This window comes from Pelagibius litoralis, assembly GCF_011683915.1.
Lineage (GTDB): Bacteria > Pseudomonadota > Alphaproteobacteria > Kiloniellales > Kiloniellaceae > Pelagibius > Pelagibius litoralis.
This window is the reverse complement of the sequence record NZ_JAAQPH010000026.1, coordinates 16,519-29,363: the sequence shown is the minus strand read 5'-3', so window position 1 is coordinate 29,363 and position 12,845 is coordinate 16,519. Positions and strand designations below refer to the sequence as shown.

The following is a 12,845-nucleotide window of genomic DNA, read 5'->3' as shown; positions in this document are numbered from 1 at the left end:
GCAGAGCGGGGTCATGCAGGTAAAGCAGCCTGACCCCCTTTGTGTGCTTGCTTCGGCAGGTTGGGGCGTCACCCAGGTGCGCGCCGCAGCCGCCTGCCAATATGAGGCCCCGCCATGAATAAGACAGCCCTTGCCATCCGCCATGTCGCCTTTGAAGACCTCGGCAGCTTCCAACCGGTGTTGCAAGCGCAGGGCTATGAGACCGGCTACCGCGAAGCCGGTCTCGACGACCTGAGCGACCCGGCGTTCCAGGCCGTCGACCTTCTGCTCGTCCTCGCCACCCAGTTCCATATCGAGGCGACGGCGCAAGGGCTGGAGCGCTGGTTCATCGGCCACACCCTGGAGATTGCCACCACCTTGAAGGCCTGGTTGGATGCATCGGAAACAGGAATGACGGCCGGCTGACAACGAGTTTCGCGCCGTCGCGTCACGTTCATGCTATGGTTGAGTCGGGAAATCCGGAAAGGGGAGTTTCTTTGCTCACGGCTTTCAGGCGCCATCTGAATCTCGTCGGCACCGCCATGCTGATAGGGCTTTTGCATGCGGTGCCAGGGGCGGCAGCCCAGGATGTATCGCTCAATACCCGCTTCATACAGGGCAGCTTCGATCTCCTGCTGCCAGACAGCTGGATCGCTTCATTGGATGAAAGCGGCACCGTCCTTCTTGCGGAGGGCCCGGACTACAATTTTATCCTGTTGTCGACGGGTTGGGAGGACAACGAGGAACTCTTCTTGTTTCACGACCTCCGCGCCACCGAGATCAGGGCGACTGGGCGCCTTCACGCTTCCATGGTCCGCAACACGACGGGCGGGCCTGACGAGACACGTCAGAGTGTCCTGGCGCTATCCATGGTGACGAAAGGTGCTTTCGGCTCGACTGTGATCGGTGATCCGGTTGTCCATCATGTTCAGATCAGCCGCCCCGGCCGCAGCGGCATCTTCGCGTCCGTCGCCTATGAAGGCGGGATCGAGGCCGTGGCGCCCCGGGCAGCGACACTCAGATCAATTCTCGACTCACTCAAGGTGATGGACGCTCAGGCGACCGGGTCGCCAAGCTATCAGCATGTGCGGAAACGTGATGCGGCGGTTTGGCCCGAAGCCGAGGATGTCGTCGGCGATTGGGAGGGAGGGAGAGTGCGCGGAGACGTTCTCTTGGAAGAGGATAACTTCGCGATTGCCGCACTTTCTTCCGGGTCTCCGGATATCGAACTGCGGGAGAACGGGCGCTACGTTTCAAAGTGGTCCCACTTTGACTTCGACGTTATGACGGGCGAGTCGACACTTGAGATAACGCACAAGGAAAGCGGCCGCTGGCGGCTGGACAGAGATCGGCTCCAGCTTACGCCGTCACGCTATGAGGGTGAGGTGAAGGCCAAGGGCGAAGTACCTGAGATCTACGATGAAGATGTAACGGTGACCCGCCACTATGACGTGATGCTGGGGGACGGCGTCATCATCTTGCGGGGTGTCTGCGCCGAGTACCAGATGCTTCCGGGCTGCATTGATCCCTTCACCGGAAATCCACGGATCCTGGGTTTTGTCCTGGAGCCCCGGCGCTGATCCAAAGAACAGTGATCTCAAGACCGGAAGCGTAGTGTGATTTGTGCAAGGGTCAATGCGAGGTCCCGCGAGGCTTTTAGCACCCACCCTCCGGCACGTTGGCGCCCATGCGTTTCTCGGGGCGGCGCACCAGCCAGGAGACGACCAGCACCAGCGCCAGGTATTCGAGCAGCAGGATGGTGTAGGTCTCCAGCGGGCGGTAGACGGTGACCGAGAGTTCGTTGGCGCGGCGCGTCAGCTCGGACAGGCCGAGCACGCAGACCAGCGACGACATTTTCAGCATATAGACGAACTGTTTGCCCATGGCCGGCAGGATGCGGCGGATCGCCTGGGACAGTACCGCGAGGCGCATTTTCTGGAAGTTGGAAAGGCCGAAGGAGGCGGCGCTACGGATGCGTTGCGATGTGACGGAAGCGCTGGTCGTGATGCCCTAATTATCGGCCACGATGCCCGGTACCAGGGTCTTCCATTCCGTCGGAACGAACTCGATCTCTACGCCCAGGTCCTTGGCCAGCTCGGTCATGACGTCGATGTCGAAACCGGCGTAGCCGCCGCTTGCCGGGTCTTTCATCGACATCGGGTTCCAATCGCCCGTCGTGCCGACCCTGAGCTTGCCCGATTCCAACACCTTAGATGAGGCTCGAATCCTGCGCCGCGGCCGGTGCGGTCCAGGCAAGACAGCCAAGCAACACTGACGCCAGAACAAGTCTGACCTGATTCATTTTGTGATCCCCTTCGTTTCCCAATACCTTCGGTCCCCGCACCTCAGGACAGCCCTTCTTGATCGTGCCGTTCATCTGTCATGCTCTAGTCGACCGTCAGAGTGCGCGCCGGCCGGGCAAAGAGCCGTTGCACCATGGGCTCAAAGAAGCTGAGCGGCGCCGTGTCGTAATGCGGGCACATGGCGCGCTGGTCGTAGCGGTCGACGAAATTGGCGGTCCACTCAAAGAACGGATGCCCGCGCCAACGCTCCCGCTCATCCGGATCAAAGCCATGGTCCGGCACGCCGGCCAGGTGGATCTGTTGAAAGATCGCGTGATGGCGCAGCATCCAGAGGTTCTTTTCCGAGATATAGTTGGCCAACAGCGAAGCGGCGAATTCGCCATGGCTGTCAGGGCAGGCGACGAAGCCGATGTCGTGCAGCAGGGCGACGACGACGGTTTCCTCGTCTTCGCCGGCGTTGTGCGCCATTGTCGCCGTCTGCAGGCAGTGGCGATAGTTATTGATCTGGTAGCCGAAGCTTCTGTCGTGTTCGCTGCAACTCAGAAACCTCAGCGCCTGGCGCGCCTGTTCGTCCGCGTAGTAGGGCCTGCGCTGCCGGTTCAGGAGCGTCCAGTCCTCGGCGCTGAGGTCGTCCAGCTCGGTCGTTTCGATATAGCGCCAGTCCGCCTCCAGCAGGGGGCTGCGGTCACCACAGCGGTTGTCTGCGGTTGTTTTTGTTGGGCGCCTTTCACCGATATCAAAACCGGTGTCGCCGCTTTGCCCCATTTCCGGAGCCCACGCCTTACGGTCGCTCATGCCGTACCCCTGATTTTTCCGCATCCCCTTACGGGCAGTCATAGCGCCGCCACTTTCCCTGAACGGAAGTGTCGAAGAACTCAGAGGGTCTGTCAAAGCCGGAGTCATGCAGGAATTTATACCGGGGTTGACAAAGATATCTTTGGAACGTAACTAATAATCACTCTCAATTAGAATCGTTCCAAGGAAGGAGAGGCCATGGCGCGGGATATAGCAAAGACACTGTCTTTTGCGGTGCTGCATTTCGGTGTCGGGTTTGGCGTGACCTATGCCCTGACCGGATCGGTCCTGATCGCCACCGGGGTCGCGCTGATCGAGCCGGCGGTCAACACGGTCGTCTTCTTCTTCCACGAACGTTTCTGGCAGCGTTTCGACTGGCTGGCTTCTGCGTCGCGGCCGGTGAGCTTGCCCCAGGGCGGGCATCTGGCCGGCTGATTGGAAAGCCAAGCGGGCGGTCGGTTGGCCGCTGGATTGTCGGGTTCGCTTAAGCGCCGATTCCGCTGCGGCCGGTAGTGGCCACAAGAATATTACAATTGAATGACAGTGTTGTGACGCATCCTGACGGAGAACAAATCCTGCTCTCCATCGGGGTCCGTCATGTCCAGACAAGCAGCCCTTACGCCCGGACAAGCTACGCCTACAAAAAGAACAGACCTGGAAAGGCCTTCGCCGCCCGCCGCGGAAGGTCGCCCGGTTGCAGGAGAGGCGGCGCAGGTTCGCCAGATCCTGACGATCAAGCTGCGTTATGTGTTTGGTGTCTTGTGGCTTTGCGCCGCCGTCATCGTTCTGTTGAGCCTGCTGCAGGACGTCTTGATTTTCGCGGTGCCGGAAGCCGGGCTTTCTGACCGTATCTACCGGCTCGATCTGGATACCGAGTCCAGCCTGCCCACCTGGTTTGCCACCAGCCTGATGATGTTCTGTGCCTTGTCGCTGCTTTTCGTTGCAGTGCAGGTCAATCGGGAAAAGCGGCGCCAGGCGATTCCCTGGTTCCTGCTGGCGATCATCTTCTGCGCGCTGTCGCTCGATGAGATCGCGATGATCCATGAATGGCTGTCTGCGGTGCTGAGTGCGCGCATCGACAACAGCGGACTGTTCTATTTCGCCTGGACGCTGCCGGCCTTGGTGATCTGCCTTGCCGGGTTGCTCTGCTTCGTGCCGTTTATTCTCAGCTTCAAGGGATTCGACCGCGGCCTGTTGATCGGTTCGGCGGTCGTTTTTCTATCCGGAGCGATCGGTATGGAGATGCTGGGCGGCGCCCAGGCGGAGGTGGCCGGTATCGAGACGCTGCACTACCGGGCTTTCGCAACGATAGAGGAAAGCCTTGAGTACGCGGGCGTGCTGCTGTTTCTGCTGTTCATCTTCAGGCAGCTGCGCGCGTCCCACAACAAGACGACGATCTGCTTCGAATAGCCGGTTCTTTCTTGCCTGTCAGATCGATACCGGCGTCAGTGGCGTCACGCGCAGAGACTGCGCGAGTTCCCCGAATGCCTGCCAGTTATGCGCATCCAGGGGAATACCGATGGCGCTGCGTTCGCGTTCCACCGCCCATTCCCGGTCACCGGCGGCCATCACGGTTTCACCGGACTGCGCGCTTTCACCACGCAGCGCCTTCAGGTAGGCCGCCATGCGTTCGGCATAGATTTCGCCGGGCAGGAATGTCTCGGGCTTCAGGGCCAGGAAGAACTGGCCCATCCTGCGCGGCTCCGACCAGTCGGATGTGATCATGTTGGGGATCTCGTGGCTGAGCCGCATACCGCTCAGCATGGCCGACATCACGTCGACCATGCCGGCCAGGGCGGCACCCTTGTAGCCATAAGTGCTGCCGCCCAGGGGCAGCAGGGCGTTGGCCGCTGCCGGGTCCTGGGTCATCCGGCCCTGGTTGTCCACCGTCACCTCCGGCGGCAGGGTCTTGCCGATCGCCTTGAACTGCAGGACCCGGTTGAAGGGGATCGAACTGGTTGCCATGTCGATCAGGTAGGGCCGCTGCCCGGCGACAGGGGCGGCAAAACTGATCGGGTTGGTGCCGTGAAAGACATCGCGGCCGCTGTGGGCGAGAACCGCGGAATCGCTGTTGCAGACGCAAAGCCCGAGATAGCCCGCCTCTGCCGCCGCCAGGCTGTAGGCGCCGGCGGCCCCGAAGTGCGAGGAGTTGCTCACCGCCACGGCGCCGATTCCGGCGTCCTCGGCCAGGATCATCGCCTCTTCCATCGCGCGGTAGCCGGCCAGGTGGCCCAGGGCATTGCCGGCATCCAGGTTGCCGACGGCGGCGGCGCGCTTTTCGAAGCGCAGCTGCGGCCGGCCTTTCACCCGTCCGCCCTGCAGTACCTTCACATAGTGCGGCAAAAGCCGCACCCCGTGACTGTCGACCCCCCGGAGGGAGGCGCCGACCAGGGCACGCACGGCGGCCTCTGTTGAGGGCGCGTCGGCACCGGCAACTGAGAGGGCATCGCGCAGGAAGCGCGCCAGTTCCGGCTCCTGGATCCTGACGGCTTCGTCCGCCGCGGTGCTCTTGGCCGCTGTTTCTTTGAATACCTTGTGGGTATCGCTCACATCACCGCTCCGATTTGCCAGGGGATGAACTCGGCGTCACCGAAGCCCAGAGCTTCCGACTTTGAGGGTTCGCCGCTGGCGACCGCCAGGACCTTTTCGAAAACCGCCTGGCCGACAGCCGCGACCGAGGCTTCGCCGTCTGCGATGCCGCCGCAGTTGATGTCCATGTCCTCTTCCATGCGCCGGTACATGGTGGTGTTGGTCGCCAGTTTGATCGAGGGGGAGGGTTTGAAGCCGAAGACTGAGCCGCGCCCGGTGGTGAAGCAGACCACATTGGCGCCGGAAGCCACCTGGCCGGTCACCGAGCAGGGGTCGTAGCCCGGGCTGTCCATGAAGGCGAAGCCCTTGGCGGTGACCGGTTCGGCGTATTTGTAGACGCCGGTCAGGTTGGTGGTGCCGCCTTTGGCGGCTGCGCCCAGCGACTTCTCCAGAATGGTGGTGAGTCCGCCGGCCTTGTTGCCGGGGGAGGGGTTGTTGTTCATCTCGCCGCCGTTGCGCTTGGTGTAGTCCTCCCACCAATGGATGCGCTCGATCAGCTTCTCGCCGATGTCGCGGTTGACGGCGCGGCGGGTCAACAGGTGTTCGGCGCCATAGATCTCCGGCGTTTCGCTCAGGATCGCGGTGCCGCCGTGGCGCACCAGCAGGTCGGCCGCGGCGCCGAGCGCCGGGTTGGCGGTGATGCCGGAGTAACCGTCCGAACCGCCGCATTGCAGCGCCAGGGTCAGCTCGCTGGCGGGCAGGGTTTCCCGCTTGGCGGCGTTGGCGGCGGGCAGCATGGCGGTGATGCGCTCAATCGCTTCATCCACCGTGCGCCGGGTGCCGCCGCTGCCTTGTATCGTCATGGTCTGGAAACCCGCGCCCGGCTTCAGGCCGTAGGCATCGAGCAGGAAGGGAATCTGATTAACCTCGCAACCCAGCCCGACCATCAGGATCCCGGCGAAGTTGGGGTGCCGCGCGTAGCCCCAGAGCGTGCGCTGCAGCGCCTCATAGCCGTCGCCGCTGTCGGCCATGCCGCAGCCGGTGGAGTGGACGAAAGCCGCCACGCCGTCGATGTTGGGGTAGTCGCTCAGAATGCCGGTTCTGTTGAAGGCTTCGGCGATGTAGCGCGCCACGGTGGCCGAGCAGTTCACCGAGGTCAGGATGCCGATGTAGTTGCGGGTGCCGGCCCGTCCGTCGGCGCGGCGGTAGCCTTGAAAGGTGGCGCGCTCGTTCTCCGGCACAAAGGCGGTCGGCTTGGCGCCTTCGCCGTGGGCGTAGTCGCGCTCGAAGGCCCCCATGCCGCAGTTGTGAACGTGAACATGCTCGCCCGCGGCGATGGCCTGCTTGGCGAAGCCGATGATCTGGTCGTACTTCACGACGGGATCGCCCGGTGCAATGGTCCGGGTGGCGAGTTTGTGGCCGGTCGGGATGATATTGCGGGTGGTAACGCCTTCCTGCGGCACGCCGGTTGCTTCCAGAATTTCAGCACGGCTGACCACCACGTTGTCGTTGGGGCTGAGCCGGATGACCAGGCTGCCCTGATCACCCTCGGCAGCGGCAGCCTCTGTACGATCTGGGCTCGTCATGGATTGATCCGTTTCCTCGAAGGTTTGCGTCTAGCGGCCGACTGCGCGCCGTCCGCGTTGTCTTTCTTCGGCGCCGACTTCGCCGGCAAATTCGGCTTCTGAAATCCGCAGGAGATCGTCGGCGACACGCCGCAGATGGACATCCATTGTGCTTCTTGCCAGTGCCGGGTCGCCCTGCCGCAGCGCTTCGATGATGCGCCGGTGATCGTCCAAAGATGCCGGTCGGACCTGCGCGGCGCGAACCCTTTCATGGAGCTTCGCCCACATGGGTGAGGCTTCGCGCAGATCCCAGAGGACCTCCACCATCTTGATCAGGGCGTTGTTGCGGGTGGCCTGGGCGATGGCAAGGTGAAAGGCCCGATCGCCCCGCTCGCTCTGGAAGCCTTCGGCGTGTTCGTGCTCCATCAGGCGCAACGCCGCTTCCAGTGTTTCGAGATCGCTGTCTTGAATCTGCTGGGCGGCGAAGTAGGCGATTTCACCCTCCACCATGCGGCGGGCCTCAATCAGTTCGAAGGGGCCCAAGCCGAGATCCTGCTGCGGTGTCAGGGCGGGGCCCGCGGCGCGCTCGGCAACGACAAAGATCCCCGAACCGACCCGTACTTCGACCAGACCGGACAGTTCCAGGGCGATCATCGCCTCGCGTACCGTGGCCCGGCTGACGCCCAGTTGCCGCGCCAGATCGCGTTCCGCCGGCAGCCGTTTTCCCAGGGGGAATTCGCCCTTGCCGATCAGCTCGGCCAGCTGTTCGAAAACCTGTTGGAAGAGCCGTTTGGTCTGGATCACTTCGACCGGCATGGCGACGATCTGCCTTGTTAGAGGGTGCGGTTCGATGGCGCCCAGCGCCGATTCCCGCTAGCCACAGGGTGCAAAGGAATGCTAGAAAGGTCAAGCTATCAGGTGGTCAGGCCAATTTATCTGATCCCGTAAAGCACCGCTAAGGTGCGTGTTTCAATAAAGAATCCTCGGGAGGAAACCATGCGGATTTCTTGCAAGCGGCCAGTGCTTGGCCTTGGTGTCATCGCCATTGCCTTGGCGGTTCTGGTCACCGGCCTGCCCGGTCAGGCGACGGCTGCCCAGGTCCTCAAATGGGCCCATGTCTACGAGACAGGTTCGCCCTATCACAAATGGGCCGTCTGGGCCGGCGAGGAGATGAAGAAGCGCTCCGCCGGCAAGTACGAGATCGAAGTTTTCCCGGCTTCCTCGCTGGGCAAGGAAGTCGACATCAACGAGGGGCTGACCCTCGGCACGGTCGACATCATCTACACCGGCCAGCTCTTCGCCGGCCGTTCCTACGGGCCCATCGCCATCGGCGGCTCACCCTACATGTTCCGCGACTTCAAGCACTGGGCGGCCTACCGCGACAGTGATCTCTTCGGCGACATGGTCGGCGGCTACCGCGACAGCACCGGCAACGAGGTGGTTACCCTGACCTACTATGGCCAGCGTCATGTGACCTCCAACAAGGAGATCAAAAGCCCCGGCGATATGAACAACCTGAAGATCCGCGTGCCCAACGCACCGCTCTACAAAATGTTCCCGGAGGCTGTCGGCGCCAATCCGACCCCGATCGCCTTTGCCGAAGTCTATCTGGCGCTTCAGCAGGGCGTCGTCGATGCGCAGGAAAATCCGCTGCCGACGATCCAGTTCAAGAAGTTCTACGAAGTACAGGACTACATCACCCTGACCGGCCACATCACCGATGCGCTGATGACGATTGTTTCCGGTTCCACCTGGAACGGCATGTCGGACGACGACAAGGCGATGCTCATCGGCGTGCTGAAGGACGCGGCGCAGAACTGCACCGACGATATCATCGCGGCGGAGAACAGCCTGGTGGCCTGGTTCCGCGACCAGGGCAAGACGGTGAACGAGGTCGATCGTGCGTCCTTCCGCGCTGCGGTGGTGCCGCTGCACAACGGCCCCGCGGCGACCTGGGACCAGGCGACCTACGACAAACTGCAGGCCATTCAGTAAGGCGCTGAACCGTCTTATGGCTGGTACCATGGATGACAAAAAAGGGGAGGCGCCGCCGGCGTCTCCCTCTTCTCCCGACCCCTCGCTCTCCGATCCCGGGCTTCCCGAAGACTACGACGGCGCTGTCGACCTGAGCGACATCCGGCCCGAAGATTCGGTTGTCCTGCTGTTGTTCTGGGTGTTGGCCGGGGTTGTCTTCCTGCAGTTCTTCTCCCGCTATGTGCTGAACGATTCCATCGGCTGGACGGAAGAGATCGCCCGCTATCTGCTTATCGGCGTCACCTTTGTCGGCGCCGCCCTGGCGGTACGCAAGAACAGCCACATCACCGTCGAATTCTTTTATCGCTACCTGCCGGGCGCCTGGGGGCGCGGCTTCTCGACCCTGGTCGATCTGCTGCGGGTCGTCTTCTTCGGTCTGGCAACCTGGATTACCGCCAAGCTGGCCTTGAAGACCAACCAGAAGATGGCCTCCATCGAGCTTGGCAAGGATGTGGTTTATTGGGTCGTCTTCGTCGCCTTCCTCCTCATGACCTTCTATGCCCTACGGGTGGCTTGGCGGCATTGGCGCCAGGGTTATTCCGCGCTGACCCGCCCGGGCGAGCGCCAGATGATCGATTGAGCGGAGCGCTGGTTTTATGTTGATGGCGTTGTTGTTCATCATGGTCTTCGTGCTGCTGGTTTTCGGCGTGCCGATCGCCATCGCCCTGGGCTTCTCCTCGTTGGTCTTCATTCTGCTGTCCGGCCAGGTGCCGGATCTGGTGGTGATCCACCGCATGGTGAACGGGGTAGATTCCTTCCCGCTGCTGGCGGTGCCCTTTTTCATTCTGGCCGGCAATCTTATGAACACCGCCGGCATCACCAACCGCATCTTCGATTTTGCCAAGGCCTGCGTCGGCTGGATGCGTGGCGGCCTGGGTCATGTGAACGTCGGTGCCAGCGTGGTCTTCGCCGGCATGTCCGGCGCGGCGGTCGCCGATGCCGGCGGGCTCGGCACCATTGAGATCAAGGCGATGCGTGACGCCGGCTACGACGCCGACTTCTCGGTCGGCGTCACGGCGGCGTCGTCGACGATCGGTCCGATCATTCCGCCTTCGCTGCCGATGGTGATCTATGGCGTGATGGCTTCGGCCTCCATCGGCCAGCTCTTCGCCGCCGGTTTCATTCCCGGCCTGCTGATGGCCGCATCGCTGATGGCCATGGTCGCCTGGTACGCCCGGGCGCGGAACTACCCGCGCGATGCCCGCTTTGCCTGGGCGATCCTGCTGGCCGGTTTCAAGCGCGCCTTCCTGTCGCTGCTGACCCCGGTGATCATCGTCGGCGGCATCCTGGGGGGCGTCTTTACGCCGACCGAGGCGGCCATTGCGGCTTCGGCCTACGCGCTGCTGCTCGGCCTGCTGGTCTATCGCACGCTGACGCCGCGCCGCCTGCTGCGGGTCAGTTTCGACACCATCGAAACCACCGCGGTGGTGATGTTCATCGTCGCTGCCGCGTCGATCTTCGCCTGGATTCTCACCAGCAACCGGGTGACCGAGCTTTTTGCCGACCTGATCCTGCAGGTGACCGAGAACCCGATCCTCATCCTGCTGATGATCAACGTCATCCTGCTGATCGTCGGCTGCTTCATGGAAACCATCGCCGCCATCACCATTCTGGTGCCGGTGCTGCTGCCCATCGTTGTGAAGCTGGGTATCGACCCGGTGCACTTCGGCGTGGTCATGATCCTGAACCTGATGATCGGCCTGCTGACGCCGCCGGTCGGCATGGTCATCTATGTGCTTTCGCGGGTCTCCGGCGTGCCCTTTGAGCGCTGTGTGGCGGCGACCGCGCCTTTCCTGATTCCGCTGGTCGCCGTGCTGCTGCTGGTCACCTTCGTGCCGGCGCTTTCCATGTTTCTGCCGACCCTGCTGTACCGATGACCTGACATGGCGGCCTGCGGGGCCGCCTCGCGTCACCCCGTCAGGTAGCGCACCACCGTCGCTGTCAGTTCGTCTTCGACGCGCGCGGGATCCGGTGTTTCGTCCTGATCGAGGATGGCGGCGTGGGACACCGACTCCACCAGGTGCAGCACGACAAAGGCGGCGGTATCGAGATCGGTGACGGTCAGCGCCGGGCGGTAGCCCTCCAGCCAGCTGCGAATCTGCGCCTGGATACCATTCTTCAGGGTTCCCCGGGTCTCCGGGTTGACCGAGTCCGGCACCCGCTGGGACAGGGTGCGGTGCAGGTCCGGGTCCAGCAGATGCGCGTCCAGGCTGGCACGCACCAGCCGGCGCGTGGCTTTCTCGAGCGGTTGTCCCGCGGCCTCCGCAAAGGCTGTCGCCATGACGGCGCCCAGGTCGGCGTGATGGCGCCGTTGGACCGCCGCGACGATGGCGTCTTTGTTCGGAAAATACTGGTAGAGGGAGCCGACGCTGGTGCCGGCACGCTCTGCGATGCGGTTTGTGCTGGCCGCGGCATAGCCTTCTTCGGCCAGCACCTTCCAGGTTGCTTCAACGATGACGTCGACCATCGCGCGGGAGCGTTCCTGCCGCGGCATTCGCCGGGGCCGGGTCGAAGCCTTGGCGGCTTTCTTATGTGAGATCTTGCTCATATTGATAGCGGTTCCACCCAGGGGCATCGGTTCCCGCAACCCCTTCGCTCGCCGCGAAACGCGAGCAGCCGTGTTGCAGGGACAGAGTCTTAAATGCGGCTTGTCTCCAATTTTTCCAGTGTTTTCGCGAAAGCTTCGGTGCCCTCCCGCCAGCCTTTACCAGCGGCTGAACGCGAGTTTTCAGATTGCCGGCTTCTCCTCACAATGCAGCCGAAATCGACCTGTTGAGAGGAGCTTTTCGAGCGTGCAGGAACAATCATTGCCTTTCCGTTTTATCGTTGCAGCGCTTACATCCGCGCCCTGGCTGTTTTCGGCGCCGGCCCTGGCTGACGAATCCCAGTCTTCAGAACAGGGGCCTTCAGAATCCGGCGGTGGCGTCAGCGGTTTCATCGCCCTCGGCCCGGCGGTGTCGCCGGAATATGAAGGCTCGTCCGACTATGAGCCGGTTCCGCTGATCATCAGCCGGGTCGACGCGCTTGGTCTCAGCCTTGAGATCGAAGGTCTCGACGCGCGTCTCAACGTGCTGCCCGACTCCCGCTTCCAGTTCGGCCCTGCCGTGACCTATCGCCCCGGACGCGATGACGTCAGCAATGACGTTGTCGACCGCCTCTCGTCGATTGACGACGCCTTCGAATTTGGCGGTTTCCTTCGCTATCAGTTCACCGAGCTTTTCGATCCCAGGGACGAGTTCGAGTTGAGCGCCCAGGTGCTTGCCGATGTCACCGGCACGCATGAGGGCCTGACGGCGACCTTGGGTGGCGGCTACGCGATTTTCTTCGGTCAGCGATGGCGCCTGGGTCTCGATACCGGGATCACTTTTGCAAGCGACGACTACATGCAGACCTATTTCGGGATCGATGCCCGGGATTCGGCGCGCAGCGGCCTGCAGCGCTACGATTCGGACGGCGGCCTGAAGGACGTCGGCGTCGAGGCGACGCTCAGCTACAACTTCACGGAACGTTGGGGTGTGCTCGGCCGCGTCGAGTACACGCGTCTGCTCGGCGACGCCGCCGACAGCCCGATCGTCGATGATGAGGGGTCGCCCGATCAGCTTTTCGGCGGCCTGGCCATTTCATACCGGTTTTGATATCC

At 62.6% G+C, this 12,845-nt stretch carries 16 protein-coding genes; 8 read left to right on the top strand and 8 right to left on the bottom strand.

The features are described 5' to 3' along the window. Window positions 1-114 precede the first annotated feature (114 nt). Window positions 115-405, top strand: a complete 291-nt coding sequence (locus tag HBA54_RS24570; RefSeq protein ID WP_167229903.1) for a type 1 glutamine amidotransferase family protein — start codon at window positions 115-117, stop codon at window positions 403-405. A 71-nt stretch (window positions 406-476) separates the two neighbouring features. Beyond that, window positions 477-1,559: a hypothetical protein gene (locus HBA54_RS24565; protein ID WP_167229900.1), complete on the top strand. Its 1,083-nt coding sequence runs from the start codon at window positions 477-479 to the stop codon at window positions 1,557-1,559. 76 nt (window positions 1,560-1,635) lie between these two features. Here the strand turns inward: HBA54_RS24565 and HBA54_RS24560 are convergent, their stop codons facing one another. The 4 genes from HBA54_RS24560 to HBA54_RS24550 are packed head-to-tail and all read right to left on the bottom strand — an operon-like array spanning window position 1,636 to window position 3,077. After that, a complete protein-coding gene (locus HBA54_RS24560; RefSeq protein WP_167230059.1) occupies window positions 1,636-1,986 on the bottom strand; it encodes an ABC transporter permease subunit in 351 nt (116 codons plus the stop codon). A 3-nt stretch (window positions 1,987-1,989) separates the two neighbouring features. After that, on the bottom strand, window positions 1,990-2,187 hold the full coding sequence (locus HBA54_RS24555) for a transporter substrate-binding domain-containing protein (protein ID WP_205944896.1): 198 nt from the start codon (window positions 2,185-2,187) through the stop codon (window positions 1,990-1,992). A 1-nt stretch (window position 2,188) separates the two neighbouring features. Further along, window positions 2,189-2,356, bottom strand: a complete 168-nt coding sequence (locus HBA54_RS28825; protein WP_205944895.1) for a hypothetical protein — start codon at window positions 2,354-2,356, stop codon at window positions 2,189-2,191. A 10-nt stretch (window positions 2,357-2,366) separates the two neighbouring features. Continuing rightward, window positions 2,367-3,077: an HD domain-containing protein gene (locus HBA54_RS24550; RefSeq protein WP_167229897.1), complete on the bottom strand. Its 711-nt coding sequence runs from the start codon at window positions 3,075-3,077 to the stop codon at window positions 2,367-2,369. Between the two features lie 198 nt (window positions 3,078-3,275). Between HBA54_RS24550 and HBA54_RS24545 the strand changes: the two genes are divergently transcribed. Both HBA54_RS24545 and HBA54_RS24540 read left to right on the top strand, forming a co-directional pair. After that, window positions 3,276-3,512, top strand: a complete 237-nt coding sequence (locus HBA54_RS24545) for a DUF2061 domain-containing protein (protein WP_205944894.1) — start codon at window positions 3,276-3,278, stop codon at window positions 3,510-3,512. Between the two features lie 162 nt (window positions 3,513-3,674). Continuing rightward, window positions 3,675-4,487: a DUF8692 domain-containing protein gene (locus tag HBA54_RS24540; protein ID WP_167229894.1), complete on the top strand. Its 813-nt coding sequence runs from the start codon at window positions 3,675-3,677 to the stop codon at window positions 4,485-4,487. An 18-nt stretch (window positions 4,488-4,505) separates the two neighbouring features. Here HBA54_RS24540 and HBA54_RS24535 read toward each other — a convergent pair whose 3' ends face one another. The 3 genes from HBA54_RS24535 to HBA54_RS24525 are packed head-to-tail and all read right to left on the bottom strand — an operon-like array spanning window position 4,506 to window position 7,987. Beyond that, window positions 4,506-5,627, bottom strand: a complete 1,122-nt coding sequence (locus HBA54_RS24535; protein ID WP_322096114.1) for an Ldh family oxidoreductase — start codon at window positions 5,625-5,627, stop codon at window positions 4,506-4,508. Beyond that, window positions 5,624-7,192, bottom strand: a complete 1,569-nt coding sequence (locus HBA54_RS24530) for a UxaA family hydrolase (protein WP_167229891.1) — start codon at window positions 7,190-7,192, stop codon at window positions 5,624-5,626. Before HBA54_RS24530 ends, HBA54_RS24535 begins: the two co-directional genes overlap by 4 nt. A 30-nt stretch (window positions 7,193-7,222) precedes the next feature. Next, the gene (locus tag HBA54_RS24525; RefSeq protein ID WP_167229888.1) at window positions 7,223-7,987 is read right to left on the bottom strand and encodes a FadR/GntR family transcriptional regulator; all 765 of its coding nucleotides are present in this window, start codon (window positions 7,985-7,987) and stop codon (window positions 7,223-7,225) included. Window positions 7,988-8,167: 180 nt separating this feature from the next. Here HBA54_RS24525 and HBA54_RS24520 point away from each other — a divergent pair, with 180 nt between their 5' ends. The 3 genes from HBA54_RS24520 to HBA54_RS24510 are packed head-to-tail and all read left to right on the top strand — an operon-like array spanning window position 8,168 to window position 11,082. Continuing rightward, window positions 8,168-9,166 carry a sialic acid TRAP transporter substrate-binding protein SiaP gene (locus tag HBA54_RS24520; RefSeq protein WP_167229885.1) on the top strand — a complete coding sequence of 333 codons (999 nt, stop codon included), beginning with the start codon at window positions 8,168-8,170 and terminating at the stop codon, window positions 9,164-9,166. Window positions 9,167-9,194: 28 nt separating this feature from the next. Then, window positions 9,195-9,785 carry a TRAP transporter small permease gene (locus HBA54_RS24515; RefSeq protein ID WP_167229883.1) on the top strand — a complete coding sequence of 197 codons (591 nt, stop codon included), beginning with the start codon at window positions 9,195-9,197 and terminating at the stop codon, window positions 9,783-9,785. Window positions 9,786-9,807: 22 nt separating this feature from the next. Further along, window positions 9,808-11,082: a TRAP transporter large permease gene (locus HBA54_RS24510; RefSeq protein ID WP_322096113.1), complete on the top strand. Its 1,275-nt coding sequence runs from the start codon at window positions 9,808-9,810 to the stop codon at window positions 11,080-11,082. A gap of 32 nt (window positions 11,083-11,114) precedes the next feature. Here HBA54_RS24510 and HBA54_RS24505 read toward each other — a convergent pair whose 3' ends face one another. Beyond that, window positions 11,115-11,753 (bottom strand): TetR/AcrR family transcriptional regulator, encoded by a 639-nt coding sequence (locus HBA54_RS24505; protein WP_167229877.1) that lies wholly within the window; start codon window positions 11,751-11,753, stop codon window positions 11,115-11,117. A 244-nt stretch (window positions 11,754-11,997) separates the two neighbouring features. Between HBA54_RS24505 and HBA54_RS24500 the strand changes: the two genes are divergently transcribed. Next, a complete protein-coding gene (locus HBA54_RS24500) occupies window positions 11,998-12,840 on the top strand; it encodes a MipA/OmpV family protein (RefSeq protein WP_167229874.1) in 843 nt (280 codons plus the stop codon). Window positions 12,841-12,845: the final 5 nt, after the last annotated feature.